The sequence below is a fragment of the Pseudomonas sp. DWP2-2 genome (assembly GCF_049897065.1).
GTDB lineage: Bacteria > Pseudomonadota > Gammaproteobacteria > Pseudomonadales > Pseudomonadaceae > Aquipseudomonas > Aquipseudomonas paracarnis.
This window is the reverse complement of record NZ_JAFCVN010000001.1, coordinates 829,107-853,739: the sequence shown is the minus strand read 5'-3', so window position 1 is coordinate 853,739 and position 24,633 is coordinate 829,107. Positions and strand designations below refer to the sequence as shown.

23 protein-coding genes are annotated in these 24,633 nt (G+C 60.2%); 7 read left to right on the top strand and 16 right to left on the bottom strand.

Going from position 1 to position 24,633, the window contains the following annotated elements; genetic code table 11:
• Positions 1–28: 28 nt before the first annotated feature.
• A complete protein-coding gene (locus tag ACP7CZ_RS03750) occupies positions 29–1,177 on the top strand; it encodes a patatin-like phospholipase family protein (protein WP_294182603.1) in 1,149 nt (382 codons plus the stop codon).
• Positions 1,178–1,285: 108 nt separating this feature from the next.
• On the opposite strand, the gene ACP7CZ_RS03745 is transcribed toward ACP7CZ_RS03750, so the two are convergent.
• The 8 genes from ACP7CZ_RS03745 to puuE all read right to left on the bottom strand — a co-directional run bounded on the left by ACP7CZ_RS03745 (position 1,286) and on the right by puuE (position 8,497).
• The gene (locus ACP7CZ_RS03745; RefSeq protein ID WP_003192827.1) at positions 1,286–2,071 is read right to left on the bottom strand and encodes an outer membrane protein OmpK; all 786 of its coding nucleotides are present in this window, start codon (positions 2,069–2,071) and stop codon (positions 1,286–1,288) included.
• 15 nt (positions 2,072–2,086) lie between these two features.
• Positions 2,087–2,464 carry a hypothetical protein gene (locus ACP7CZ_RS03740; RefSeq protein WP_156359064.1) on the bottom strand — a complete coding sequence of 126 codons (378 nt, stop codon included), beginning with the start codon at positions 2,462–2,464 and terminating at the stop codon, positions 2,087–2,089.
• A 44-nt stretch (positions 2,465–2,508) separates the two neighbouring features.
• Positions 2,509–3,852, bottom strand: coding sequence for a nucleobase:cation symporter-2 family protein (locus ACP7CZ_RS03735; protein WP_032896003.1), 1,344 nt, complete (start codon positions 3,850–3,852; stop codon positions 2,509–2,511).
• A gap of 195 nt (positions 3,853–4,047) precedes the next feature.
• Positions 4,048–5,331 (bottom strand): urate hydroxylase PuuD, encoded by a 1,284-nt coding sequence (locus tag ACP7CZ_RS03730; RefSeq protein WP_003192825.1) that lies wholly within the window; start codon positions 5,329–5,331, stop codon positions 4,048–4,050.
• A 51-nt stretch (positions 5,332–5,382) separates the two neighbouring features.
• Complete coding sequence (locus ACP7CZ_RS03725; protein ID WP_003192823.1) at positions 5,383–5,886, bottom strand: ureidoglycolate lyase; 504 nt, start codon at positions 5,884–5,886, stop codon at positions 5,383–5,385.
• 135 nt (positions 5,887–6,021) lie between these two features.
• Positions 6,022–7,017 carry an allantoicase gene (gene alc, locus ACP7CZ_RS03720; RefSeq protein WP_294182612.1) on the bottom strand — a complete coding sequence of 332 codons (996 nt, stop codon included), beginning with the start codon at positions 7,015–7,017 and terminating at the stop codon, positions 6,022–6,024.
• Positions 7,018–7,058: 41 nt separating this feature from the next.
• Entirely contained in the window at positions 7,059–7,574 is a 516-nt protein-coding gene (gene uraD, locus ACP7CZ_RS03715; RefSeq protein ID WP_014719293.1) for a 2-oxo-4-hydroxy-4-carboxy-5-ureidoimidazoline decarboxylase, read from the bottom strand.
• Positions 7,571–8,497, bottom strand: coding sequence for an allantoinase PuuE (gene puuE / locus ACP7CZ_RS03710; RefSeq protein WP_014719292.1), 927 nt, complete (start codon positions 8,495–8,497; stop codon positions 7,571–7,573). Before puuE ends, uraD begins: the two co-directional genes overlap by 4 nt.
• Before the next feature lie 441 nt (positions 8,498–8,938).
• Between puuE and uraH the strand changes: the two genes are divergently transcribed.
• Both uraH and ACP7CZ_RS03700 read left to right on the top strand, forming a co-directional pair.
• On the top strand, positions 8,939–9,292 hold the full coding sequence (gene uraH / locus ACP7CZ_RS03705; protein WP_034126134.1) for a hydroxyisourate hydrolase: 354 nt from the start codon (positions 8,939–8,941) through the stop codon (positions 9,290–9,292).
• A 158-nt stretch (positions 9,293–9,450) separates the two neighbouring features.
• Positions 9,451–14,682: a dermonecrotic toxin domain-containing protein gene (locus ACP7CZ_RS03700; protein WP_294182618.1), complete on the top strand. Its 5,232-nt coding sequence runs from the start codon at positions 9,451–9,453 to the stop codon at positions 14,680–14,682.
• On the opposite strand, the gene ACP7CZ_RS03695 is transcribed toward ACP7CZ_RS03700, so the two are convergent.
• Together ACP7CZ_RS03695 and ACP7CZ_RS03690 are read right to left on the bottom strand one after the other, a co-directional pair.
• Positions 14,666–15,304: a LysE family translocator gene (locus ACP7CZ_RS03695; protein WP_054896333.1), complete on the bottom strand. Its 639-nt coding sequence runs from the start codon at positions 15,302–15,304 to the stop codon at positions 14,666–14,668. The two genes, ACP7CZ_RS03700 and ACP7CZ_RS03695, sit on opposite strands and share 17 nt — an antisense overlap.
• A 66-nt stretch (positions 15,305–15,370) precedes the next feature.
• On the bottom strand, positions 15,371–16,717 hold the full coding sequence (locus ACP7CZ_RS03690; protein WP_252949802.1) for an NCS2 family permease: 1,347 nt from the start codon (positions 16,715–16,717) through the stop codon (positions 15,371–15,373).
• A 292-nt stretch (positions 16,718–17,009) separates the two neighbouring features.
• Between ACP7CZ_RS03690 and ACP7CZ_RS03685 the strand changes: the two genes are divergently transcribed.
• Positions 17,010–17,612: a glutathione S-transferase family protein gene (locus tag ACP7CZ_RS03685; RefSeq protein ID WP_096144245.1), complete on the top strand. Its 603-nt coding sequence runs from the start codon at positions 17,010–17,012 to the stop codon at positions 17,610–17,612.
• A gap of 102 nt (positions 17,613–17,714) precedes the next feature.
• Here ACP7CZ_RS03685 and ACP7CZ_RS03680 read toward each other — a convergent pair whose 3' ends face one another.
• The gene (locus ACP7CZ_RS03680) at positions 17,715–18,611 is read right to left on the bottom strand and encodes a LysR family transcriptional regulator (protein WP_105227523.1); all 897 of its coding nucleotides are present in this window, start codon (positions 18,609–18,611) and stop codon (positions 17,715–17,717) included.
• A 111-nt stretch (positions 18,612–18,722) separates the two neighbouring features.
• Between ACP7CZ_RS03680 and ACP7CZ_RS03675 the strand changes: the two genes are divergently transcribed.
• From ACP7CZ_RS03675 to ACP7CZ_RS03665, 3 genes are read left to right on the top strand one after another with little or no spacing between them, the layout of a single operon-like run.
• Positions 18,723–20,015: a CitMHS family transporter gene (locus tag ACP7CZ_RS03675; protein WP_127881058.1), complete on the top strand. Its 1,293-nt coding sequence runs from the start codon at positions 18,723–18,725 to the stop codon at positions 20,013–20,015.
• Between the two features lies 1 nt (position 20,016).
• Positions 20,017–21,342, top strand: coding sequence for an acyclic terpene utilization AtuA family protein (locus ACP7CZ_RS03670; protein WP_294363540.1), 1,326 nt, complete (start codon positions 20,017–20,019; stop codon positions 21,340–21,342).
• Complete coding sequence (locus ACP7CZ_RS03665) at positions 21,339–21,659, top strand: AtuA-related protein (protein ID WP_020302240.1); 321 nt, start codon at positions 21,339–21,341, stop codon at positions 21,657–21,659. The genes ACP7CZ_RS03670 and ACP7CZ_RS03665 overlap by 4 nt, the downstream gene beginning before the upstream one ends.
• 120 nt (positions 21,660–21,779) lie before the next feature.
• Here ACP7CZ_RS03665 and ACP7CZ_RS03660 read toward each other — a convergent pair whose 3' ends face one another.
• From ACP7CZ_RS03660 to ACP7CZ_RS03640, 5 genes are all read right to left on the bottom strand, one after another.
• Positions 21,780–22,151 carry a glutathione S-transferase N-terminal domain-containing protein gene (locus ACP7CZ_RS03660; RefSeq protein WP_054896327.1) on the bottom strand — a complete coding sequence of 124 codons (372 nt, stop codon included), beginning with the start codon at positions 22,149–22,151 and terminating at the stop codon, positions 21,780–21,782.
• Between the two features lie 101 nt (positions 22,152–22,252).
• Positions 22,253–22,798: a GTP cyclohydrolase I FolE gene (gene folE, locus ACP7CZ_RS03655; RefSeq protein ID WP_014719282.1), complete on the bottom strand. Its 546-nt coding sequence runs from the start codon at positions 22,796–22,798 to the stop codon at positions 22,253–22,255.
• Positions 22,799–22,876: 78 nt separating this feature from the next.
• Positions 22,877–23,434 (bottom strand): Smr/MutS family protein, encoded by a 558-nt coding sequence (locus tag ACP7CZ_RS03650; protein ID WP_003192796.1) that lies wholly within the window; start codon positions 23,432–23,434, stop codon positions 22,877–22,879.
• A gap of 75 nt (positions 23,435–23,509) precedes the next feature.
• On the bottom strand, positions 23,510–23,830 hold the full coding sequence (locus tag ACP7CZ_RS03645) for a hypothetical protein (protein ID WP_054896326.1): 321 nt from the start codon (positions 23,828–23,830) through the stop codon (positions 23,510–23,512).
• A 136-nt stretch (positions 23,831–23,966) separates the two neighbouring features.
• Entirely contained in the window at positions 23,967–24,557 is a 591-nt protein-coding gene (locus tag ACP7CZ_RS03640) for a cysteine hydrolase family protein (protein ID WP_014719280.1), read from the bottom strand.
• Between the last annotated feature and the right edge of the window lie 76 nt (positions 24,558–24,633).

The window sequence follows — 24,633 nt, the reverse complement described above, 5'->3', positions numbered from 1 at the left end:
CCAACCCTTTCTCACATGGATTGATGCAATGCGCCCAGCTGAACCGGTCACAGGCTTGATTCTTTCTGGCGGCGGGGCGCGAGCGGCGTATCAGGTGGGGGTGCTGGCGGCGATTGCCGAGTTGCTGCCTGCGGGGACAGCGAATCCTTTTCCGGTGATCGTCGGCACCTCGGCTGGTGCAATCAATGCGGTGAGCCTGGCCAGCGGCGCCAGTGATTTTTCGGCAGCCATCCAACGGCTGACCGCATTCTGGCAGGGCTTTCGCAGCCATCAGGTGCTGCGCAGTGACTGGCCGGGGGTGATGCGCCAGGCCAGTCGTTTCCTGATCCATAGCCTGTTGGGCCTGGGTAGCCAGGTGCCGGTGGCGTTGCTCGACAGCTCGCCGCTGCGCGACCTGTTGCAGGAACGCTTGAACTTGGACGGTATCGACGAGGCTATCCGCCGCAAGCACTTGCAGGCGGTGGCGGTGACGGCCTTTGGCTATGAGTCCGGGCAAGCGGTGACCTTCTATCAGGGCGGCGGCACCATCGATGCCTGGTTGCGTCATCGGCGCATTGGGGTACCGACCCAACTGACGGTAGAGCACCTGTTGGCAAGCTCCGCGATTCCGCTGTTGTTCGCTCCGATCAAACTTGACGAAGAGTACTTCGGCGATGGCGCCGTGCGGCAGTCAGCGCCCATCAGCCCGGCCTTGCACCTGGGGGCCAGCCGCGTATTGGTCGTCGGTGTGAGCGGCAACCCAAGGGGCAATGAAGCCTCGACGCAACGCACCTACACCGGCCAGCAACCGACCCTGGCGCAAATCGGCGGGCACATGCTCAACAGCACGTTCATTGACAGCCTGGAAAGCGATATCGAGCTGCTGGAGCGCTTGAATCAGTTCAGTCGGGTTGTCCCTGCCGATGCCGCGGTACAGGGCCTGGCGCCGGTGGATGTGCTGGTGATTGCGCCCAGCCAGCCCATCGATGAAATCGCCGCGCGACATCGCCAGGAATTGCCGGCGGCGTTGCGTGTGTTTTTGCGCGGGCCTGGGGCAACCAAGACCAGCGGGGCAGGGGTGTTGAGTTATCTGTTGTTCGAGGCGGGGTATTGCAGTGAGTTGATCGAACTGGGGCGCAAGGATGCGCTGGCCAAGCGCGAAGAAATCACTCGTTTCCTGGGCCTGACGCCGAACTGAATGTGGGAGCTGGCTTGCCTGCGATAGCGGTATGCCAGCCAACACTGTTGGCACAGACACATCGCGATCGCAGGCAAGCCAGCTCCCACAGGGAACCGCGGTCAACCTTTAGAAGTGGTATTTGACCAGGAAGCTTGCTGTGTCCTGGGTTGTCTTGAAGGCGCCGCTGTCTTCAATCCCGTACTTGTTCTTCCAGTAGTCGTATTCAAAACCCACATACAACTGCTTGTCGCCCCAATGCAGCGCCTTGCCCAGGTCGTATTTGACCTGCGGGTTGAAGTGCAGGTTGGCGTGATAAGTGCCGCGGGCGTTCTTGTCGTTATCCACCACCCAGTCCATGAAACCGTCGATCAGCACGTCGGAATTACCCACGGGAATGGTGTACGACCAGACCGGAGTGATCTGCCACACGCCGTCACCCGGGCGATTGCCTTCAGTCTGGCGCTGGTAGAAGTTCAGCTGGAAGTAGTCGAAACCGGGAATGTTCAAGTCGAATGCCGGACCCAGAAGGTAGGACTCGTTATCGCCCTCGCCGAACTCATAGGTGAAGGCCAGCAGCACGTCCTTGATCGGGCCGAACGACAGGTCCTTGTCCAGGATCTTGCCGAACGACAAACGCGGGCTGAACTCGCCGTAGTAAGTATTCGGGCCGACATTGCCGTCTTCCTTGCCGTTGTAAAAGATTCGGTCTAGGAAGAAGAAGTTGTCGCCGTACTTCCATGCGTCGGCATGTTCGAAGGTGACGGTTTGCTGGATCTGCGGGTTGACGGTAAAGCTCTTGCCCCACAGATAAGTCAGGCTGTTGTTTTGCCACTGCAACAAGTCACCGGCTACGGCCTGGCCACCGGCCAACAGTGATCCAGCCAGCATCAGGCCTTTGAACATAGGTTTCATTCGGTTGCTCCCGAGTTAAAATTTTATGGTTTTTCTTCTACGCAGGCGCTCTGGTGTGGCGCCTTTTGGTTCGCTGCAAAAATCGTCTGTTCGGTCAGCTTTGATGCTTTTAGCAAGAGCTGCGCCAAGGTGCTGAAAAAGCCAAAAAAATCCCCGTCGGCTGCAGCGGATGCAGTCGAATTCAGGGGACTTTTGTGCACTTTGGCAGCAAACATCAGGCCGGGATAAGTTGGCCTTGAGGTCAGCTTTTACATTCGCTGTTTTTTTTTGAGTCGATTCGAGCGGGCGCGGAGAATACTGGCTCCCAGGCCTGGGCTCAAGTGCGCTGTAACAGAGCGCGAGGGGCAAGAATGGGGCGCGGCGTGTGGCCGGCCCCATGTCAAGGTTGTGCATGTGGGGGTTCCCTGTTTGTTGTTATTTTTGTACTAACAAAGGAATCAATGCGTATGCGCGACTTCGGGGCGCTCAGCGCCGCCGAGGATGTTGAACAGGATGTTGAGCGACAGCGCGCTGAGGGTGGCCATGGCAATGCCACTGTGGGTAATCGGGCTCATCCACAACGGCAGCTGTGCGAAGAACTCGGGGCGTACCACGGGGATCAGGCCCATGCCGATGCTCACCGCCACCAGCAACTGGTTACGGCGGTCGGCGATGTCGGCTTCCTGCAAAATCTTGATCCCGGTTGCCGCCACCATCCCGAACATCGCAATCGCCGCGCCGCCGAGTACCGCAGGTGGAATTGAAGCCACCAGATAGGCCGCCTTGGGCAACAGGCTGAGCACGATCAAGAACGCGCCGGCCATGAGCGTGACCGAGCGGCAGCGCACGCCGGTCATCTGCACCAGGCCGATATTCTGCGCGAAGGAGGAGTGGGTAAAGGTGTTGAAGAAGCCGGCAAAGAACGATGCGCCGGCATCACACAATAGGCCTCGTCGCAGCATCTTCGGCGTGACCTCCTGGCCGGTGATCTTGCCCAGGGCGAGGAACATGCCGGTGGACTCGACAAAAATGATCACCACCACCAGGCACATCGACAGGATCGGCGCCAACTCGAACTTGGGCATACCAAAGTGCAACGGCGTCACCACCTGCACCCACGGCGCCTGGGCCAGGCCACTGAGGTCGACCATGCCGATCACACCACATAGCGCGTAACCCAGGCCCATGCCGATCAGTACCGAGATGTTCACCCAGAAGCCGCGCATGAAGCGGTTGATCAGCAAGATCGTGGCCAGTACCAGGGCGGCAATCGCCAGGTAGACCGGCGAGCCAAACGTGGCGGCGGCGCTGCCCCCGCCGGCCCAGTTCACCGCCACGGGAAACAGCGAAAGGCCGATGGCGGTGATCACCGTACCGGTCACCAGCGGCGGGAAAAAGCGCACCACCTTGGACATGAACGGTGCGATGAGCATGCCGAAGAACCCGGCGGCGATGGTCGCGCCGAAGATGCCCTGCAAACCGATGCCGGGCATGCCGGCCATGGCGACCATGCTGCCCACGGCGGCAAAACTGGCGCCCATCATCACCGGCATGCGGATGCCCATGGGGCCGATGCCGAACGACTGCACCATGGTGGCGATACCGGCCACCAGCAGGTCGGCGTTGATCAGAAAGGCGATTTCTTCACGGCTCAAGCCGGCGGCCTGGCCAATGATCAGGGGCACGGCGACAGCACCGCCGTACATCAGCAAGACGTGTTGCAGGCCTACCAGGATCAGTTGCAAGAGGGGCAGCCGCACCATGGCGGGCGCGGCAGGAGTCTGCGTTTCTAACTGGGACATGCAACACCTCGAATCTTTTTATTTTTGTGTTGTTTGGCATTCAATTGCCGGATGAAACTTAATCTTCAAACCATCACTGATCTCCCTTGTGGGAGCTGGCTTGCCTGCGATGGCGGTGTGTCAGTCACCGAAAATGTTGGTGATCTGCCGCTATCGCAGGCAAGCCAGCTCCCACATGGGAACGGTGTGAAACAGTCAGTTGGTACGGGCCCCCTGATTAATCCAGGTGCCGATCAAATCCCGTTCCTGCTGGGTCATCTGGGTAATGTTGCCCAGCGGCATGATCTGGCTGGCCACGGCCTGCGCTTGAATCCGCGCCGCCTGCTGCTGGATCTGTGCCGGTGTGTCGAACATCACCCCAGCCGGTGCCGTACTGAACAGCGGGCTGGTGGGCTTGGCCGAATGGCACACGGTGCAGCGTTGCTCGATCACGTGGTGCACCTGGCCGAAGTCCGTGGTGGCCTGGGCCGGTGCTGGTTCAGCGGCGGGTGCGGCAGGCGCGGCCGGTTTCAAGCCACCGCCCAGTGCGGTTTCTGGCAGGGGTTGGTACTCGATGGCAGCCGGTGCCTTGGCAATCGGTTCAGCCGGCTTGGGCCCGGTCACGTAGGCCAGGCTGATCATCGCCAAGGCGCCTACGGGCAAGGTCCACGCATACTTCTGGCTGTCATGCCGGGTGTTGAAGTAATGGCGCACCAACACTGCTGCCACCGCGATACCGGCCAGGATCAGCCAGTTGTATTGGCTGCCATAGGTGCTCGGGAAGTGGTTGCTGATCATGATGAACAGCACCGGCAAGGTGAAGTAGTTGTTGTGGCGTGAGCGCAGCAGACCTTTGGCCGGCAGCGCCGGGTCGGGCGTGCGATTCTCGGCGATGGCTGCCACCAGCGCGCGTTGGGCCGGCATGATGATACGGAACACGTTACCTACCATGATCGTGCCGATCACCGCACCCACGTGCAGGTAGGCACCGCGGCCGCTGAACACCTTGCTGAAGCCGTAAGCCGCCGCAATCAACAGCACGAACAGGATCAAGCCGAGCAGGGCAGGGCGTTTGCCCAGGGCCGAGTCGCAGAGGAAGGAGTAGATGAACCAGCCGGCGAACAGTGAACCGATGCCCAGCAACACGCCTTCGGTGCCGCTGAGGCTGCTGCCGGGGGCGAGCAGGTACAGCGTCGGGTTGAGGTAGAACACCACGCACAGCAGCGCGACGCCCGACATCCAGGTGAAATAGGCTTCCCATTTGAACCAGTGCAGGTTGTCCGGCATGGTCGGCGGGGCCAGTTTGTATTTTTCCAGGTGGTAGATACCGCCACCGTGGATCGCCCACAAGTCACCGGCCAGGCCGTTCTTGGGGTTGACGCGATTAAGGTTGTTTTCCAGCCAGACGAAGTAGAAAGAAGCGCCGATCCAGGCGACGCCAGTGATCATGTGAACCCAGCGCACGCTCAGGTTCAGCCATTCCAACAGATGTGCTTCCACAGTCTTTACCTCTCGCCTGTCACCCTTGTTGTCGGGTGATCAGACCTTCTCTTATTGGTGGGGGGCGAGGATCAAACGCTCATCCTCTTTGAAAAAATGCTCATCGCAGTTATTGCCTGTGCCACTGCGATCAACCACCAGGAAGTCATCCCGCTTTTCGATCGTCAGCACCGGGTGGTGCCAGACGCCGCGATGGTAATTAATGCCCTGCCTGCCGTTGGTGACGAAGGCGCGGACCAAGCCCGATACAGGTTCATCGCCAAGTGGCGCGACCACGATCAGAAAGGGGTTGCCGAGCAGCGGAATGAAAGCCTGGCTGCCCAGCGGGTGTCTCTCCAGCATGCACACGGTCAGCGGCATGTCCTGCGCGTCGGCGCGGAAGATGCTGATGATGGCGTGGTCTTCCGGCTTCGCGGTTTCGACCGTGGCCAGTTTGTGAAAGCGCATGGTCGACCCATTGTTGATCATGAAGTGATCGCTGCCATCGGTTTCGATAACGTCTCCGAAGGGGGCGAAGGCTTCTTTGGTCAGGGGTTCGATCATCAGTGTGCGCATGGCTGTCTTCTTGTCTTGTCTTTAGATCGTTCCCACGCTCTGCGTGGGAACGCTGCCCTGGACGCTCTGCGTCCGCTGTGTGACGCGGAGCGTCACGGGGTGCATCCCCACGCAGAGCGTGGGGACGATCGGGTGTTATTTGGCGATCTTGCCCAGGACGCGCAGGCGACTCACACCACCATCCGGGAACACGTTCAAGCGGATGTGGGTAATCGGCCCCAGCGCCTTGATCTGCTCGGCGAAGGTGTGTTCGGCGTGCATTTCCAGCTTCTGCGCCGGCAGCAGTTCGCGCCAGAACAGCGACTGGGTTTCGATCTGGCTGTCGGTGCCGCCTTTCACGAAGGCGCCCTGGATCGAGCAGGTGTCCGGGTAGTTGCCCTTGAAGTGCAGGGTGTCGACCACGATTTTCTCGATCTCGCCCGGGTGGCCCAGGGCGACGATCACCCAGTCATTGCCTGGCGTGCGACGACGTGCGGTTTCCCAGCCATCGCCCATGTTGATGCCGCGGCCCGGGTTGAGGATGTTGCTCATGCGGCCGAAGTGTTCGTCGGAACAGGCCAGGGCACGACCGCCATTGAGCGCGGCAGCCAGGTCGACCTGTTCGTTGTCGCCCACCGAAGACCAGTCGCGGAACGGCACGCCGTACACACGCAGACGGGCCACGCCGCCATCCGGGTAGATGTTGAAGCGCAGGTGGCTGAACGCCTGGTCGTTGTTGATCTCGTGGTAGTGGTGGCTGTTGCCTTGCAGCTCGACGGCTGACAGCACTTCCACCCACTGGGTGTTGGCATCCGGCTCGCCCGAGGCCAGGAAGCAGGCTTCCAGGGAAGCCGACGGCGGGAAGTTGCCGGTGAAGAATGAAGTGTCGATGTCCACGCCTTTGATCGAACCCGGCACGCCCAGGCGGATTACCGCACTGTCGTAGCCTTCGAAGCGCTTGCGGCGTGACTCCCAGCCGTCCATCCACTTGCCGTTGTCATCGAAAACGCCCTCCTTCCACACGGCCGGGGTCGGCTGGAACAGGCGGTTGGCGTCAGCGAACCAGTCATCGGTCACCGAGATGATCTTGGTGCCCAGGCGGGCGTCGGCCAGGTTGACGAACTTTTCGAAAGGTACGGCGTAAGCTTTCATTCTTCTTGTCTGCCTTAGATAGAGTGGCTGGGGATGGACTGCTAGAGGGTCAGTAAGCGGAACAACGCGATCTTGTTGATCTCGTCCAGCGCGCACTTGAACTCGGTGTCTGCCGAGTTGTGGATGCGCGTTTCGAACGCGGCGAGGATCTGATGCCGGTTGCTGCCTTTTACCGCCATGATGAAGGGAAACTTGAACTTGGCTTTGTAGGCCTCATTCAGCTCGGTGAAGCGAGAAAACTCTTCGGCCGTGCATTGGTGAATACCCGCGCCCGCTTGTTCATCGGTGCTGGCTTGGGTCAGTTGGCCCTGGACGGCAGCTTTTCCGGCCAGGTCCGGGTGAGCATTGATCAGCGCCAGTTGCGAGGCGTGATCAGCACTCAACAGGATATCGCTCATGCGCTGGTGCAGGGTTTCGATCTGGTCGATCGACGCGTCCTGGCCCAGGTCGAAGGCCTTTTCGGCCACCCATGGCGAGTGTTCATAGATATCGGCAAAGGCCTGGACGAAGGCGTCGCGGCTCAAGGTCGAAGGTTTCAGGGTCTGGAACGCAGTCATTTCGCCGCTCCCGGGAAAGGGTGGGTTTGGTGCCAGTGACGGGCGATGTCCACGCGGCGGGTGAACCACACCTGATCATGGCCTTTGACATATTCAATGAAGCGCTTGAGCGAGGCCAGGCGTGCCGGGCGACCGATCAGGCGGCAATGCAGGCCGATCGATAGCATCTTCGGCGCTTCGGCGCCTTCTGCGTACAGCACGTCGAAGGCATCCTTGAGGTACTCGAAAAAGTCATCGCCCTTGTTGAAACCCTGCACCTGGGTGAAGCGCATGTCGTTGGTGTCCAGGGTGTAGGGGATCACCAGGTGCGGCTTGCCGTTCGGGGTGTTGGGTTCCCAGTAGGGGAGGTCGTCGTCGTAGGTGTCGCAGTCGTACAGGAAGCCGCCTTCCTCCATCACCAGGCGACGGGTGTTGGGGCCGGTGCGGCCGGTGTACCAGCCCAATGGGCGTTCACCGGTAAGTTCGGTGAGGATGCGGATGGCTTCGAGCATGTGCTCGCGCTCCTGGGCCTCGTCCATGTACTGGTAGTCGATCCAGCGGTAGCCGTGGCTGCAAATCTCGTGGCCGGCGGCGACCATGGCGCGGATCACATCCGGATGCCGCTGGGCGGCCATGGCCACGGCGAAGATGGTCAGCGGGATGTCGAATTCTTTGAACAACTTGAGGATGCGCCACACACCGGCACGGCTGCCGTACTCGTACAGCGACTCCATGCTCATGTTGCGCTCGCCTTGCAGCGGTTGCGCCGAGACCATTTCCGAGAGGAAGGCTTCGGACTCTTTGTCACCGTGCAAAATGTTGCGCTCGCCGCCTTCTTCGTAGTTGAGTACGAACGACAGCGCAATGCGTGCCTTGCCCGGCCAGTGGGGGTGAGGAGGGTTACTGCCGTAACCGATCAGGTCGCGTGGGTAGTCAGCGCTCACTGCAGTCTTCCTTCTTGTTCGTGGTAGCAGGTGTGTGTGGCGTCCGGGCAGTGGAATGACTGAGTGGCGTCACAGCGATGAGTGATTGTATACAACTTATTGCAAACTTTGTAAGCCCGCATTTCTGCATTTTTTCTGAACGGGCTCTCTACGGGTCTCTGCAAGAAACTTGCCTGAGTGGTCAGGTTAAGATCAAAAAGCCCACTGTAGGAGCGAGCTTGCTCGCGAATAACCTGAGGGCGCCACTTTTCATCCTGGGAGCCCGCGTTATCGTTGGCGTTTTTCGCGAGCAAGCTCGCTCCTACAGGGGATTGAAGCGCTGTGAAATTTATTGTGTACAATTTTCTTTGAAAATGTCTTAATCAGCCATCGCCGGCTTTTTCACAGCCCTGAAAGAGTGCGGGTTTCTCTATGACTGACTTCGGGAGGCGCATAAAAGCCATGGGACGTTTGACCACACACGTTTTGGACGCCGCGCACGGTTGCCCCGGCAGCGCAATCAAGGTCGAGCTGTACCGCGTCGAAGGTGCGCAGCTTGAGCTGGTCGCTACCGCCACCACCAACAGCGACGGCCGCTGCGATGCGCCGCTGTTGCAAGGCGACGATTACCGCAGCGGTGTCTACCAGCTGCAATTCAACGCCGGCGATTACTACCGCGCCCGTGGCGTGCAGCTGCCGGAGCCGGCTTTCCTGGATGTAGTGGTACTACGCTTTGGCATCAGCGCCGAGCAAGAGCATTACCATGTACCCCTGTTGATTTCGCCTTACAGCTATTCCACCTATCGCGGTAGCTGAGTCGTCACCTCGCTTCATACCCCCAAATGCTCTTCGTTGGTTTCGCCCGCGCACACTGCGGGCTTTTTTTCGCCCGTGGTGTGTTCAATTATCTAACGCCTTTTGAGCCGCGACGCTGCCTAGGCTGGTGTTTGTCCTTCCATCAAGAAGAAAGCACCATGACTTCAGCCATCGGCAACATCTATTCAGATGATCCGGATATCACTGCCGAACGCGTGCAGCAGATGCGCGATCAACTGACTCGGCGCATCAACACTCATCCCCAGCCCGGCCGCCTGATCAACCAGCTCGCGGAGGCCGACCGGCGGTGTTTCCAGTCGACCAGAGTGCTCGCCCGCTTGATAGGTCATGCGCCCCGGGTTCTGGGAGTGATTCGTGCCGCGCTGCGCAAGGAATTTGAAATTGACCCCGACAGCCTGCTGTTTACCCAGGCGGCATTGCCGGGGGCGGCCGCCAAAGTTGACAGTTTGACCGACCGGGCGCTGCTGTCGCTGGCATTGCCTTCGGTACCGGACAACCTCAATCAATTCACCTCCTTGAGTGTCAAGGGCGATCCAAACCGTCGGCTGCCGTATACGCCTTTGCAGGTGTTGCGACGCATGATCGCGATGAACCTGCTGGAGCGGCTGCCTCAAGCGGTAACGGAATATTGGCAGGCCTTGGCGCATGGATCGTGGCACACACGTCAGGAACGCTGGGCTGAATCATACGCCGCAGCTTTTGCCGAGCAGGCTTTCATGGCACGGCAACTGGATGAGATTTCCATTGCGGGAATGACCCTGGTCCAGCAATTGGTGGATGCCCCCGACACCGAGGCGCGCCAGCGCGCCGGGGGCAGTTGGGCCAGCGTGCGGGTAAGCCAATTGATGTGGCCAGGCTTGCCTGCAGTCGCGATTCCCGGGGCACTGCATATTTATCGAGACGGCGACCCCGAGGGTGCGCCGCATGTGATTTACCTGCCGGGCGTGGCCCGCCATTTTTACGAGTACCCGTCGTTCTTCTCGCTTCAATGCGGCCTGTTGGCGTTGACCAGTCAGACGCTGTTCGATGAACTCTGGCAATGCTTGCCACTAAAGCGTCGTCACCAATTATGCCGACCCGATCACCTGAGCCCAGCCTCCGTTGTCGTGCGTGGCGCGGCGGTGACGGAGGATGCGTTGGCTCTGAGCGCCCGGGCGTTGCTGGATGGCCAGTGGGCGAATGAGTTGGCCTGCGCGCTGGCGATCAATCACGCGCATGTGTTCGCTGCAAGCAGGCCGCGGCCTGAAACGTTGTCGGCCACGGCCTTTCTCCGTTCGATCGAGCAAGCTCGCAAACGGCTGGCAGGCAGCGCCCGGCTGCACAACGTGTGCGACCAATTACTTATCTGGGACCGGCAGCGACGGGAGCCAGAAATCCTGTTTGCCAGTGCGATGCCCGAGCTGGCCCGGCTTACGGCAGAGCAACAGGTCAAACGCTATGAAAAAGGCCTGGTTGCGTTGCTTAACCAGGATGATCCGAGTGCGCAGAGCGCGGCGTTTGAGCAGGTGTTGGCGCTCGAGCGTCAGCGCAAGGAGCACACGCAGGTGTTGAGCGCACAGATCAAGGATGCGCAGCATCAACTGTTCGATTTGCCGTTCTGGCTTGCGCGCCCTGGGGGAGGGCGCAGGCGTGCTGCGCTGTTTTTGAGCGCCCAGGTCGAAGCATTGCGCTGTGAGGTTGAGTTGCAACACCAGCTCAAGCTCATATCCACGGCGCATCGTGACGTGATTAGCGAAGTGCTGGACCAGCCTGCAGCGCGCAAACGCCCTGGCAGTCAAACCCAGGTGCTGTCGGTCTCGGTGGGCAGCGCGCCGGATGCCTTCTATCCGCTGCATAACCTGTGGGTGGTGACGCGAGTGACCGCGCTGAAAAAACCGGCAGGCGCAATTCCGGTGGTGCTGTATGCGTTTGGAGATTATGGCGGGCTTATGGCTTTTTCCGGCCTGGAGGCGCTGACGCAGGGGCTCAAAGCGACACTGGGCAGCAGTGACTATTCCAGGTTATGGGGTTGTGTCGAACGGGATAAGCTCCACGACTTGCGCGCCCATGCGGTGCGCAACACGCTGGCTGTGCGTTACGAGCCTGTCTACATCAGCCCCACGGGTCTCTCGCTGAAAAACCTGGTGATGTACTACGCAGGGTTGAGCAAACGCATCGGTGGCATGACGGGGCTTTTCGGCGAGGTGAAGGATGCGATGGTCAGCCGCTTGTTGTGGGTGGTCGAGCTGCACCAACATCTGGCGTTTCCTCCCAACCATGCTTTGAGCCAGGCGTTGGCCAATGTGGACGTGCTGCGTAAAGTTGCGCTTGAGATGAAAAGTTCCCCAGCGTGGCTGGCCAGCGCAACGCCTACCCAAGTCAAACAATTCCAACGCCTCAAGCGCAGGTGCCTGGGCAGTGCCGCTGCCGCTGAAAGCGGGCTCGTGCAGATCCTGCCTGACCTGGACACCTTCGCCCGCAGTGCGTTGATCGCTCGTTTGACTGAAGACGGTTTTTACCCGGAACTGGACATCGACAAGCCGTTGATCGACTTGCCGGATGACACCTACAGCAGTTTTTGTGGCCACGAAAGTCGCTGCACGCCGGGCGATCGCAAAGTCATCGTGACACCCAGCCTCAAACGCCACACGTTCAGCATGCTGCAACTGGCGTTGCATAACCTTGACTCGCAAGCACCCTGGACACGCCCGCGATTGACACGCGGCCGCTATCTGCAACCGCAGTGGCGCCAGCGACTGAACGCCGATTATCTGATCAACACCGTGTCTTCGCTGGATATCGGCGGTAATTACGCGATACGGGCCCACCGTGCATTTTACCCTGCGGGGGCGAGCGGTCAGAGGGAAGAACGTATCCCTGTGCTGATAAATCGCACGTTGCGGGACTGCGCGCAGATGCAGCTTTTTTCAGCGGCCGCCCAGGGTTTGAGCGCCCAGGCGCAGAGCCTGTTCAAGGTTGCAATGGCAGCCCGCACGGCTGAAGACCTGTTAAAGAACGGGCATCGGCTGACGCTCAGTGTGGTTCATTTGGTAGGACACACGATGCTGCATGATCGTTACATCGCAGGCATTGTGGTGATGGCGGACCAGGCCAGCGGACGCTGCGTGGTTTACTGGCCGGCCGCGCCCCAAGCCTTGGTCATCAGCGAATACACCAGTGTGGGAGTAGCCCTGGCGGCGCTCAATCGTATGGCTGCAGAGCCCGATTACGTTAAGGTTCTGGCGCGACAGGTTGCACCGGGTTGGGCATTCGAGGCCATCGCCCATAACGTCGATGCAACAAACAAGACCAGCTCGATTTATGACGTGGACCCTATCCTCGCCGGTTTTTCATTCTTCGAAGGTGTGTGGAGGAGCTATGAGTTTTTCCGCTCATTCAAAATCACGCACCTTGAGCCTACGCCAGCGGTCAATGAAATCGAAGAGCTGATCCACGAGCAGATTGCCAGTGCACCGTCGAACTGGTTGGCGGTGGCGCCCACCACCTACCGTGACGCCAGGGCACTGCTGTACGCGGCCAGCTCGCTGGAGCTGCAAGGGCGGGTTCAAGCCGTCAGTAACTCCAGCTGGATGTTGGCGACTTATCGGGTTCAACGTCTTGAAGAGCAGAGCGAGGCCACCCGGCGCGGGTTGCTGGGTATTTTGATTCCGTTATTCGGTAAGGCTAACGACTTCCATGATTTGCTGTTGGCTGCCCGACGCTATCATCGCTTTGGCGACCCTAACGATGCCGTGGATGTGGCGTTCATGACCCTGTTTCTGGCGGTCGAACTGGCGACAGACTTTGCGCCTGTTCCCAAAGTGAAGGGCGGTAAGGTCATAGGTATGCGTTCGCCGATGAAGGTTCTGAGTCGTATCCGTCGCTTGCCGATGGCAATACGTAGTCATTTGCCCAGCGCGTCTTCGTCGCTGGTGACGCAATCGAAGCTCTTGGAGCGTTTCAGAATCAAGGGTAAGCCCGAGGGCGCCGTAGCGTTGAAAGGGCCGGGCAGGCAAGGCGTGCATGTCAAGAACGGCGAGCAGTTCATAGCGGACGATACGCACCATTACCCGGTTTACCAGCGCGAAAGCGAAGAGGTATTTCGCCTGCGAAATAGCCGGGAACCGGGGCTGGATGAGTTGGTCATCAACATTCAAGAGCCTAAAGAGTGGTTGTTGGGCATGAATGCGCCACAACCTGGGCCCAGCTCCGGGGTGCATAACCCATGGCCCGTTTCCCCATTGCCGGATTGGCAACCCCCTCGTACGCGCACGGCTACCGAGAACCGGATTGTGCAGTCACGTACAACGGATACTCAGTGGCTGAGTTGGCGTGTTCAAGTCCAACCCAGTCAAATTGTGGACTTTCCGGCGGCTGGCGTGTTTGAGGTAGGCGTGGGTCCCAGAGGTTCTGAGCTCAATGCCAGGTTTTTACGCGTGGCGCCTCCTTATACCGCCATCCAGGATCCGAACAGCGGTTTCTACCGGATGCTCCCGCAGGGTGATCGTGCACCGTTGAACGGCCTGGTGTTTATCACCCGAAATGAGCCACCGGGGCGATCCGCGCTAACCGATATCATGCGCTGGACAAGCACTGATATTCGCGACCAGCCTATTCCCGTATCACGCCTGCCTTCAGGCGGGTGGCAAAATCATCCGGCACTGTTCGACAGGCCGTTGAGGCAGTATGTGACCATGGCCTTTCCCACCCTGACGAATGACGCTCGAACGTTTGCCGTCATAAGGTTGGTTGAATTGTCAGGTCCTTCCCGGGCTGCCACGGCAAGCCATTTGCTCGACATCCGCGCGACGCTGGACGAATGGCTACCCGCGCCTCCTGCGAGGAGCGGTCAAACGGATGATTTACTGCGGATGTTGCGACCTAATGAACGGCGCAGCGAATATCTATACATCGGTTTTGAAGGCAAGGCGCCCGGCTTCACGCGTGTAGACTTCATACCGCCTCATCCGTTAGACCCGAGCCTGCAATATGCTGTCACACCGGTCAGGACGCAGAGGCTTGAAGCAGAGCGCGCCGCCGTCAGAACCGTGTTGGAGCAGCAGGGTTACCGCATTGTGGACTTGTCTGTGCGACGCCCAGGGTTACCTCTTGGAGAAAACAGTATTGAATCAGTCGTGACTCATCCCCGTTCGAGCACAATTTACTACGTGGCCTACCAATGGTTTGAGACAGGGCGAATTAGCGTGAGAACGAAGCTTTCGGACAAGTGGGTTCGGGTAGCCATCAACTCCCACCCTGACTCTGCTTTATTAAGGGCGGTTGACAACGCGATGCAAGAACAACGCTTGGTGCGGATTGTGGCCGGTATCCAGTGGCCCACAAAGGGACAGCTGGCCCCCACTGTTTATTTCGTCAAATTGAACCCTTAGCGTTGATGAGAGCCATTGCACCGGCGCCGCCAAACAGCGCAGCGCTGGTGCGGTTGAACCAGCTCTGGCCCGAACCGCTGCGCAAATACCGCGCGGCGCCATGGGCGCCCAAGCCGTAAGCCAACTTGCACAACAGGTCGAGCACCGTCCAGGTGGCGATCATGATCAACAATTGCGGTAAAAACGCCTGCTCGGCGCTGAGAAACTGCGGCAGGAAGGCCGCAAAAAACAGGATGTCCTTGGGGTTGCTGGCCCCCAGTACGAAGGCCCGGCCAAACAACGCACCAAAGCGCGGCACAGCCGGGGACGTTGGCACTTCGGCGCCTGCGCTCGGCAGCCGCGATTGCTGCCAGCTTTGCCAGGCGAGGTAGAACAGGTACAGCGCGCCGACGATCTTCAGTGCGCTGAACAATTGCTCGGATGCCAGCAACAGCGCGCCGAGGCCAAGTGCCGAGGCGCTCAGCAGACAGATCGAAGCAAATACGCCGCCCAGAAACGCCGGGTAAGAGCGGCGCAGACCGAAGTTGAGGCTGTTGCTGATCATCAGCAATGACAGCGGGCCGGGGATCAGGATCACCACCAGCGCAGCGCCGCTGAACAACAGCCAGGTATCCAGGTTCATCTACAGTTCTCCCTTACGTGCAAAAGCCCCACCCGAAGGTGAGGCGGTTTTTCAGCCCTTCCTGAACTACAGAAAGATGAACTTGGCGATAAAGATCGCGCACAGCACCCACAGGCTGATGGAAATCTCACGGTACTTGCCGGTGCCGGCCTTCAACGCCACATAGGTGATAAAGCCCAGGGCGATTCCGTCGGCGACCGAAAATGTCAACGGCATCATGATCGCGGTCACGATAGCCGGAATGCTGTCGGTGGCTTCATCCCAATTGATATGGGCCATGCTCGCCATCATCAGCATTGCCACGTAAATCAATGCGCCCGCCGTGGCATAGGCGGGAATCATGCCGGCCAGCGGCGCGAAAAACATCGCCGCCACAAACAGCATGCCTACGGTCACGGCAGTCAAACCGGTGCGGCCGCCGGCAGCTACACCGGCAGCGCTTTCCACATAGCTGGTCACGGGCGGCACGCCAACCATGGCGCCGAACACGCTGGAAGCACTGTCGGCCTTTAACGCACGAGACAGGTTGTCGATCTTGCCGTCTGCCTTGACTAGCCCGGCGCGTTGGGCAACGCCCATCAGTGTACCGGCAGTGTCGAACATGTGTACAAAAAGAAAGGCAAATACCACGCTTATCATGCTCACATTGAACACACCCATCACGTCCATGGCCATCCAGGTCGGTGCCAGGCTCGGTGGGGTAGAGAGAATGCCGTTGTAATGCACCAGGCCCAGGCCCCAGCCCGCCAGGGTCACGGCGATGATGCTGATCAGGATCGCGCCGAATACGCGGTGGTAACTCAGGATGGCGATCAGCAGGAAGCACACCGCCGCCAGCAGTGGGGCGGGTTCATGCAGGGAGCCGAGCTTGATCAGGGTGGCCGGGCTGTCGACAATGATGCCGGCGGTTTTCAGGCCGATCACCCCCAGGAACAGGCCCACGCCCGCGCCCATGGCATGACGCAGGCTGACCGGGATACTGTTGAGCAACCATTCGCGGATACGCGACAGCGTCAGGATCATGAACAGCACACCCGAGACAAATACCGCACCGAGGGCGGTTTCCCAGGTGTAACCCATGGTGCCGACCACGGTGTAGGTGAAAAACGCGTTCAAGCCCATGCCCGGCGCCAGTCCCACTGGCCAGTTGGCGTACAGGCCCATCAACAGGCAGCCCAGCGCGGCGGCGATGCAGGTGGCGACGAAAGCCGCGCCGTGATCGATACCGGCATCGGCCATGATGTTGGGGTTGACGAAAATGATGTAGGCCATGGTGATAAAGGTGGTGAGGCCGGCGATCAGCTCGGTCTTCACTGTGGTGCCATGCAAGCGCAGTTTGAACAGGCGCTCCAGCCAACCGCCTCGGGGCGCGGCCAGATCCAACGTAGGGGCTTCGGTTTTACGGCTATCCACAGCGAGTACTCCTCAATCGTTTTATTGTTATTTCCAGCGCCGGTTACATGAGTGGGCAACCGCGCTTTGAGGTACTGGCGGGCTTTGTTGACCAAAAGGTCAGGAACTCGCACGAAGCGAATTATGCTTTTGTATACAAATAAAGCAAATAATGTTTTCGATTATCTCGGCGAAAAGGGATGAAAGGCCCAGGCCAAGGGATTTATTCTGCACGACGCCTTGAAACAAGCCTTCGATACCCGCACCTTGTGGGCGCAAGCATTCGGTCAGCGCGGCGAAAAAGGGGAGCCCCATGTACAAGGTTTATGGCGATTACAAGTCGGGCAATTGCTACAAGGTCAAATTGATGCTCAATCTGTTGGGCATCCCGTATGAATGGATCGATATCGATATCCTCAAGGGTGATACCCAGACCCCGGCGTTCCTGGCCAAGAACCCCAATGGCAAGGTCCCGGTATTGGAGCTCGAAGATGGCACCTGCCTGTGGGAGTCCAACGCGATCCTCAACTTCCTCGCCGATGGCAGCGAATTCCTGCCGACCGAACCGCGCCTGCGCACGCAAGTCCTGCAGTGGCAATTCTTCGAGCAATACAGCCACGAGCCCTACATTGCGGTGGCGCGGTTCATTCAGTTTTACCTGAACATGCCCGAGGATCGGCTGGAAGAATACAAGACCACCCACAAAGGCGGTTACAAGGCCTTGAGGGTGATGGAGCGTCAGCTTCAAGCCACGCCTTATTTAGTGGGCGAGCAGTTTTCCATTGCCGATATTGCGTTGTATGCCTACACCCATGTGGCCCATGAAGGCGGCTTTGACCTTGCGCCGTATACGGCGGTGCAGGCGTGGTTGCAGCGCGTGGCCAGTCATCCCAAGTACGTGGCGATGCTCGACTGATTCCCTCGGTCCAATGTGGGAGCTGGCTTGCCTGCGATAGCGTCACCCTGGTGCCCCGGCTAAACCGAGGTGTCTGCATCGCAGGCAAGCCTGCTCCCACATTCAGCGCGGCGGCGTGTCAGGCAGTGCTTTGTTGAGCAGTTCAAAGCAGCGCTGCGCCGCCGGGCTCAAGCCCATCCCGCTACGGCTGATCAACCCGATCTCCCGATTCACCCCGGGATGATCGATGCTGATCCGCTTCAACCCTTCCAGGCTATCGGCCGCTGACTCCGGCAACACACTGATGCCCAGGCCCTGGCGCACCAAGGCCAATACGGTCGACATGTAGTTGGCCTCCATGCCGGCGTTCAGCGTCAACCGTGTCTCATCGAACAGCGTGTCCACTTGCTCGCGCACACTGCTGTCGCGCCCGGTCAGGATGATCGGCTGGTCCGCCAATTGTTCCAGCGTCAGTTGGCGATGGCGGGCGAGCGCATGGCCTGACGGCACAAATGCGCACAAACGATCATTAAGCACGGGCACGAAGTCCAGGCCGTGGCTCAGGCGGGCGCGCACGCCGATGCCGAAATCCACTTCGCCGTTGCGGACCTTTGCGTGAATGCGCTGGGCCACCAGGTCATGCAGGCGCACTTCGATGCCGGCGAAGCGTTCGCGAAACAGGCGCAAGGCCGGGGGCAGAGCGCCTGCGCAGACTGAGGGCAAGGCGGCAATGGTCACCACGCCGCGGCGCAAGGCGGCGAGGTCGCGGGAGCCAGTGACGATGTTGTCCAGGTCCAGCAGCAGTTTTTCCATGGGCCCGCGCGCCTCCTGGCCCGCAGCGGTAATGCTCACGTGGCGCGGGCTGCGGTCGAGCAGCGCGACGCCGAGCCAATCTTCCAGTTGTTGCACCTGCACGGTGAGGGCCGACGGCGAAAGGTGTAACTCGTTGGCCGCTTTGGTGAAACTGCCAGTGCGGGCCACCGCGAGGAACGCCTGGATGTGCTGGATCGAGTTTTTCATTTTGTTTTTCCGAACGTGCTAGGCCGAATATTCCAATTTACAAAGACTAACCCGCTTCCAATACTTCAGGGAAAACAATAACCGGCCAACCAGGCCGCCCTGGAGTAACCCATGCTCGCAACCCTGGGTGTCATCACCATCCTGTGCCTGCTCGCTGCCGTCATGAGCAAGCGCCTCTCGCCACTGGTGGCTTTGATCGCCTTGCCGATCATCGCTGCGCTGATCGGCGGCTTCGGCCTGCAAACCAGTGCCTTCATCATTACCGGTATCAAGAACGTCGCCCCTGTGGTCGGCATGTTTGTGTTCGCGATCCTGTTTTTCGGGATCATGACCGACGCGGGCATGCTCGATCCCATCATTGATCGCATCCTGCGCACGGTCGGCACGCGTCCTACACGGATTGTGGTGGGGACCGCGACCCTGGCGTTGCTGGTGCACCTGGACGGCTCTGGCGCGGTGACCTTTCTGGTGACGGTGCCGGCGATGCTGCCGCTGTATACGCGGCTGGGCATTGATAAACGCATCCTCGCCTGCGTGTGTGCGATGGCCGCCGGCGTCAACTTCCTGCCCTGGACCGGCCCGGTGCTGCGTTCGTCGGCGGCGCTGCATGTGCCAGTGGCCGACCTGTTCCAGCCACTGATCCCGGTGCAGATCGTCGGGTTGATCTTTGTCTTCGCCTGCGCCTGGTGGCTGGGCCATCGCGAAGAAAAACGCCTGGGCCTGGGCGCCGGTTCCAGCGTGGAGGCGGTGCCGCAACGAGTGCTCAGCGATGACGACATCAAGCTGCGCCGTCCACGGTTGTTCTGGGTCAACCTGGTGCTGACCGTGCTGGTGATGGTGGTGATGATCGCCGGCTGGGTCGACCCGGTGGTGATGTTCATGCTCGGCACCGTGGTTGCGTTGTGCATCAACTATCCCAACGTGGACGTCCAGCGTGCGCGCATTGACGCTCATGCGAAAACCGCCCTGACCATGGCCAGTATCCTGCTCGCGGCCGGGGTATTTACCGGCATCATGCAAGGCACCGGCATGCTCAAGGCCATCGCCGAAGTGGCGGTGGCGCAGATTCCGGCGGGCCACGGCAAGTTGATCCCGGCCGTCGTGGGCTTTTTGTCCATGCCCCTGAGCATGTTGTTTGACCCCGATTCCTACTATTTCGGCGTGATGCCGGTGATCGCCGAAGTCGGCAAAGCCCTGGGCGTCGACCCGCTTCAGGTGGCCCAGGCTTCGCTGCTGGGCGTGCACACCACCGGCTTCCCGGTCAGCCCGCTGACCCCTGCGACCTTCCTGCTGGTGGGCCTGTGCAAGATCGAACTGGCCGATCACCAGCGCTTCACCATTCCTTTCCTGTTTGCCGCCTCGGTGTTGATGACCCTGACGGCGTTGCTCCTGGGAGTGATTTGACATGAACACCTTGCGCATCGGCTCCGGCGCCGGCTACTCCGGCGACCGTATAGAACCCGCCGTGGAACTGGCCAAACACGGCGACCTGGATTACCTGGTCTTCGAATGCCTGGCCGAACGCACCATCGCCCTGGCGCAACAGGCGCGTATCAGCGACCCGCAAGGCGGTTATGACCCGCTGCTGGCTGAGCGCATGCGCCGTGTCTTGCCCTTTGTGGGGCAGGGGACGGGGCGTCGACGCCTGCGCGTGATCACCAACATGGGCGCGGCCAACCCGCTGGCGGCGGTCAGTGAAGTACGGCGCATTGCTGGCGAGCTGGGCCTGGGCCTCAAGGTTGTGGCGGTGGTCGGGGATGACGTGCTGCATACCTTGTCTGCCGAGCAGTTGCTGGATAACGGCCAGACCGTAGGCGCATTGGGTGAGCGGCTGATTTCTGCCAATGCCTACCTGGGCGTGGAGGGCATTGTTCAAGCGTTGCGCGCCGACGCCGATGTGGTGATCACCGGGCGCGTGGCCGACCCTTCGCTGTTCCTGGCGCCGCAGATGTTCGAGTTCGGCTGGGCCTTCGATGATTGGCCGCGACTGGGCCGGGGCACGCTGGTGGGGCATTTGCTTGAGTGCGCGGGGCAGGTCAGTGGCGGTTATTTCGCCGATCCAGGCTTCAAGGATGTGGAGGATCTGGCGCGCCTGGGCTTTCCCCTGGCCGAGATCGACGCCGACGGCAACGCAGTGATCACCAAGGTGGCAGGCTCGGGTGGGCGGGTCAGCCGCGCGACCTGCGTCGAACAACTGATTTATGAAGTTCACGACCCGGCAGCTTATTTGACCCCGGATGTGACGGCCGACTTTTCCCTGGTGGGGTTTGTCGAGGAGGGCGTGGACCGGGTGCGTGCCCAGGGAGCCAGTGGGCGTGCCCGGCCTGATCAACTCAAGGTCAGCGTCGGTTATCTGGACGGTTGGATTGGTGAAGGGCAGATGTCCTACGGTGGTCCCGGCGCTGTCGCGCGGGCCGAGTTGGCGCGGGAAGTGGTGCTCAAGCGTCTCGCGTTGATCGGCGTAAAGATGCAGGACCTGCGTGCCGAGTTGATCGGCATGGATTCATTGCACGGCCCTCGCAGCAGCGTCGAGCCTTGGGAAGTGCGCCTGCGGGTTGCCGCCCGGTGTGACGAGCGCAGCGACGCCGTGCGGGTCGGCAATGAAGTGGAGACCCTCTACACCAACGGCCCGGCCGGCGGCGGTGGGGCGAGCAAGAGCGTGCGTCAGGTGGTGGCGGTGGCGTCGTTGCTGTTGCCCCGTGAAGCGGTCAAACCGAGGATCGAAGAATGAAACTGCACAGGCTGGCCCATTCCCGCACCGGGGATAAGGGCGACACGTCGAACATCTCGATCATTGCCTATCGCGCCGAGGATTATCCGTTACTGTGTGAACAGCTGACGGCTGAGCGCGTGGCCGAGTTCTTTGCCGATTTACGCGATCCCGATGCGGCACCGGTTCAGCGCCATGAGTTGCCGAACGTGCAGGCGCTGAACTTTGTCCTGCCGGGAATCCTGCGCGGCGGCGTAACCCGCTCGCTGGCCCTGGACGCCCACGGCAAGTGCCTGGGTTCGGCATTGCTGGATCTCGACCTGACAATACCCACCTGATTTCTGTAGGAGCGAGCTTGCTCGCGAAGAACTCACAGGCACCGCGTTTATTCAGGCAGCCCCCGTTATCGTTGACGTTTTTTGCGAGCAAGCTCGCTCCTACATTGATCGCCGCGTACTTCAGATCGCAGCGAAGCGCTTGTCCAGGTAGTCAATGATCACCTTGGAGTCATACATCCAGGTGGTCTGGCCGTTCTCTTCGATGCGCAGGCACGGCACTTTGATCTTGCCGCCTTGCTCCAGCAGGGTCTGGCGGTCCTGCTCGTTGTTCTTCGCGTCCTTGAGCGCCACCGGCACATTCAGGCGGTGCAGGGTGCGACGGGTCTTCACGCAGAACGGGCAGGCGTGGAACTGATACAGGGTCAGGTCCTTGGCCGCAGCATTGACCTTGGCCTGTTGTTCGGCAGGGCGTTGCTTTTTGCGTGGGCGGGTAAGCAAGTCGCCCGCGATGATGACGTGGCCGAGGCCCACTCGAAGTGCTTTGACGAACATGGCTGAAACCTCTTGCCCATGACTGAGGGGGCGCAGCTTACCTGATTTCTGCAGGCGAAAAAAAACCGGCGATGAACGCCGGTTCCTTCCTGCCCAGCCGGTTACTTGATCAGGCTGAGAAATTCGCTGCGGGTGGCCGCGTTCTCGCGGAACTCACCCAGCATCACCGAGGTGATCATCGACGAATTCTGCTTCTCCACACCGCGCATCATCATGCACATGTGCTTGGCCTCGATCACCACGGCCACGCCCAGGGCGCCTGTCACTTCCAATACGGCGTCGGCGATCTGGCGGCTGAGGTTTTCCTGGATCTGCAGGCGGCGCGCATACATGTCGACAATGCGTGCGACCTTCGACAGACCCAGCACTTTGCCGCTCGGGATATACGCCACGTGGGCCTTGCCGATAAACGGCAGCAGGTGGTGTTCGCACAACGAGTACAGCTCGATGTCCTTGACCAGCACCATTTCGCTGTTATCAGAGCTGAACAAGGCACCGTTGGTGACTTCCTCGAGTGTCTGTTCATAACCGCGGCAGAGATACTGCATTGCCTTGGCGGCACGCTTTGGCGTGTCGAGCAGGCCCTCGCGGGACACGTCCTCGCCGAGTTGGCCGAGGATCGCGGTGTAATTCTGTTCCAGGGACATGAAACTACCTGTGGGATTTTCGCAAAGCGCAAGGTTACGGTGGCGGACACATCGCTGCAAGCCTGACGATGGCACTTGTTACTCGTCGCGCCCTTCCATCATGGTGCGCTTGAGCATCACATACACCGCGCCGGCACCGCCGTGACGAGCCTGGCAGGAGGTAAAGCCGAGCACCTGGGCATGCTGGCGCAGCCAGGTATTGACGTGACTCTTGATCATCGGGCGCTTGCCGTCCAACCGCACAGCCTTGCCATGGGTGACGCGCACACAGCGGATTTCGAATTTGGTCGCTTCGGCCAGGAAGGCCCAGAGGGTTTCCCGGGCTTTTTCCACGGTCATGCCGTGCAGGTCGAGGCTGCCTTCGAACGGAATCTGGCCGGCCTTGAGCTTGCGCATCTGGCTTTCCTGCACGCCGTCGCGCGCCCACATCAGTTCATCTTCGGGGCCGACGTCGATCACGAACTGGTCCGACAGGCCGTCCACGGTAGTGGCATCGGTGCGCACGGTCGCGGCCTGGCGCAGCTTGGCGATCTGCGCGCGGTCAGTCTTGGGTTTGCCGGTGTCGGCGCGGTCGTGCTTGATCGGCTTGACGCCGCGCAGCTCGTTTTTGAACAGGGAAAAATCGTCGTCTTGCATGTCAGCCTCCGCGAAGGGCGGGCAGTTTACCTAAATCGCGGCGGCCAGGGCGCAGGAAACGCTATCCAAGCGCCATCAGTCGTGCTTTTTCATCAGGTGAGAGGCGATATTCAACGACAGCGGCTGGCGCATTTTCCGGCGGCTGCGACGCCACAACCACACGCCCAACCACAGCACCAGCAAGCCGATCCCCAGCAGGAGTGCCGAGCCGCCCGGGCTGGCATTCAGTTCGCCCAGGGCGGGCGAATGCCCAAACAGACCGGCGCCACCAGCGCCCGCCAACAACAAGCCTACTAGCGCCAGCAACGCGGCAATGCACGCTACCAGGCGCAGACGCCAATTGCTCGGGCCCTTGGGGCGCAAGCGACGAGCATCAAAACCATCGGATATCTTCATTCCGACCTTTCCTCCAGGGTATCGGCCCTTCGACCGGAAGATACACAGGTTGTTCCGGGGGGAGAGGTAAATGCGCCAAATGAGAGGGCTTTGCGGATGAGCGGAGCAATAAACACGCCGCTCACCGCCAGCAGCATCAGATCAAGTCTTTGGCCAGCGCCAGGGTGGCGAAGTTGTCTGCCATGATGGCCATTTCGGTTTGCTGCACATGCTCGGCGCTCAGGATACCGCCCTTGTAGGGCAGGTCGCGGGTGGCGCAGGCGTCTTCCACCAGGGTGCAGCGAAAGCCCAGGTTCTTGGCCGCGCGCACGGTGGTGCTGACGCTGGAGTGGCTCATGAAACCGCAGACGATCAGGTCCAGGGAGCCGAGGTCTTGCAGGTGTTTTTCCAGGCCGGTGCCATGGAAGGCGCTGGGCAGCAGTTTGCCGATGATGGTTTCGTCACCCTCAGGCTCAAGGCCCGGAATGAATTCGCCGCGCTCGCCCTGGGGGTCAAACAGGCCGCCCACGGTGCCCAGGTGCCGCACATGCACAATCGGGCGCCCGGCACTGCGCGCTGCGGTCACAAGCTGCTTGATGTTCTCTACCGCCGCGTCCATGCCCGAGAGGGCGAGCGGGCCGCTGAGGTATTCTTTCTGGGCGTCGATGATCACCAGGGTCGCATGATTGAGGTTGGCTGCTGCGTAACCGCGACCGCTGAGTTGAAACATCGTCTTTGGAACGGACATTCTGGGGCTCCTGTGAGTGGGGCTTTTGCGACATTGTCCACTGGCTGAGCGCTTCTGTGAATCGCTACTATCGTAA

Excerpts from the sequence above, each read along its gene's own strand:
- ACP7CZ_RS03750 (WP_294182603.1), top strand. The coding sequence starts at position 29 with ATGCGCCCAGCTGAACCGGTCACAGGCTTGATTCTTTCTGGCGGCGGG.
- ACP7CZ_RS03745 (WP_003192827.1), bottom strand. The coding sequence starts at position 2,071 with ATGAAACCTATGTTCAAAGGCCTGATGCTGGCTGGATCACTGTTGGCC.
- ACP7CZ_RS03740 (WP_156359064.1), bottom strand. The coding sequence starts at position 2,464 with ATGCACAACCTTGACATGGGGCCGGCCACACGCCGCGCCCCATTCTTG.
- ACP7CZ_RS03735 (WP_032896003.1), bottom strand. The coding sequence starts at position 3,852 with ATGTCCCAGTTAGAAACGCAGACTCCTGCCGCGCCCGCCATGGTGCGG.
- ACP7CZ_RS03725 (WP_003192823.1), bottom strand. The coding sequence starts at position 5,886 with ATGCGCACACTGATGATCGAACCCCTGACCAAAGAAGCCTTCGCCCCC.
- alc (WP_294182612.1), bottom strand. The coding sequence starts at position 7,017 with ATGAAAGCTTACGCCGTACCTTTCGAAAAGTTCGTCAACCTGGCCGAC.
- uraD (WP_014719293.1), bottom strand. The coding sequence starts at position 7,574 with ATGACTGCGTTCCAGACCCTGAAACCTTCGACCTTGAGCCGCGACGCC.
- uraH (WP_034126134.1), top strand. The coding sequence starts at position 8,939 with ATGGGACGTTTGACCACACACGTTTTGGACGCCGCGCACGGTTGCCCC.
- ACP7CZ_RS03700 (WP_294182618.1), top strand. The coding sequence starts at position 9,451 with ATGACTTCAGCCATCGGCAACATCTATTCAGATGATCCGGATATCACT.
- ACP7CZ_RS03695 (WP_054896333.1), bottom strand. The coding sequence starts at position 15,304 with ATGAACCTGGATACCTGGCTGTTGTTCAGCGGCGCTGCGCTGGTGGTG.
- ACP7CZ_RS03685 (WP_096144245.1), top strand. The coding sequence starts at position 17,010 with ATGTACAAGGTTTATGGCGATTACAAGTCGGGCAATTGCTACAAGGTC.
- ACP7CZ_RS03680 (WP_105227523.1), bottom strand. The coding sequence starts at position 18,611 with ATGAAAAACTCGATCCAGCACATCCAGGCGTTCCTCGCGGTGGCCCGC.
- ACP7CZ_RS03675 (WP_127881058.1), top strand. The coding sequence starts at position 18,723 with ATGCTCGCAACCCTGGGTGTCATCACCATCCTGTGCCTGCTCGCTGCC.
- ACP7CZ_RS03670 (WP_294363540.1), top strand. The coding sequence starts at position 20,017 with ATGAACACCTTGCGCATCGGCTCCGGCGCCGGCTACTCCGGCGACCGT.
- ACP7CZ_RS03665 (WP_020302240.1), top strand. The coding sequence starts at position 21,339 with ATGAAACTGCACAGGCTGGCCCATTCCCGCACCGGGGATAAGGGCGAC.
- ACP7CZ_RS03660 (WP_054896327.1), bottom strand. The coding sequence starts at position 22,151 with ATGTTCGTCAAAGCACTTCGAGTGGGCCTCGGCCACGTCATCATCGCG.
- folE (WP_014719282.1), bottom strand. The coding sequence starts at position 22,798 with ATGTCCCTGGAACAGAATTACACCGCGATCCTCGGCCAACTCGGCGAG.
- ACP7CZ_RS03650 (WP_003192796.1), bottom strand. The coding sequence starts at position 23,434 with ATGCAAGACGACGATTTTTCCCTGTTCAAAAACGAGCTGCGCGGCGTC.
- ACP7CZ_RS03645 (WP_054896326.1), bottom strand. The coding sequence starts at position 23,830 with ATGAAGATATCCGATGGTTTTGATGCTCGTCGCTTGCGCCCCAAGGGC.
- ACP7CZ_RS03640 (WP_014719280.1), bottom strand. The coding sequence starts at position 24,557 with ATGTCCGTTCCAAAGACGATGTTTCAACTCAGCGGTCGCGGTTACGCA.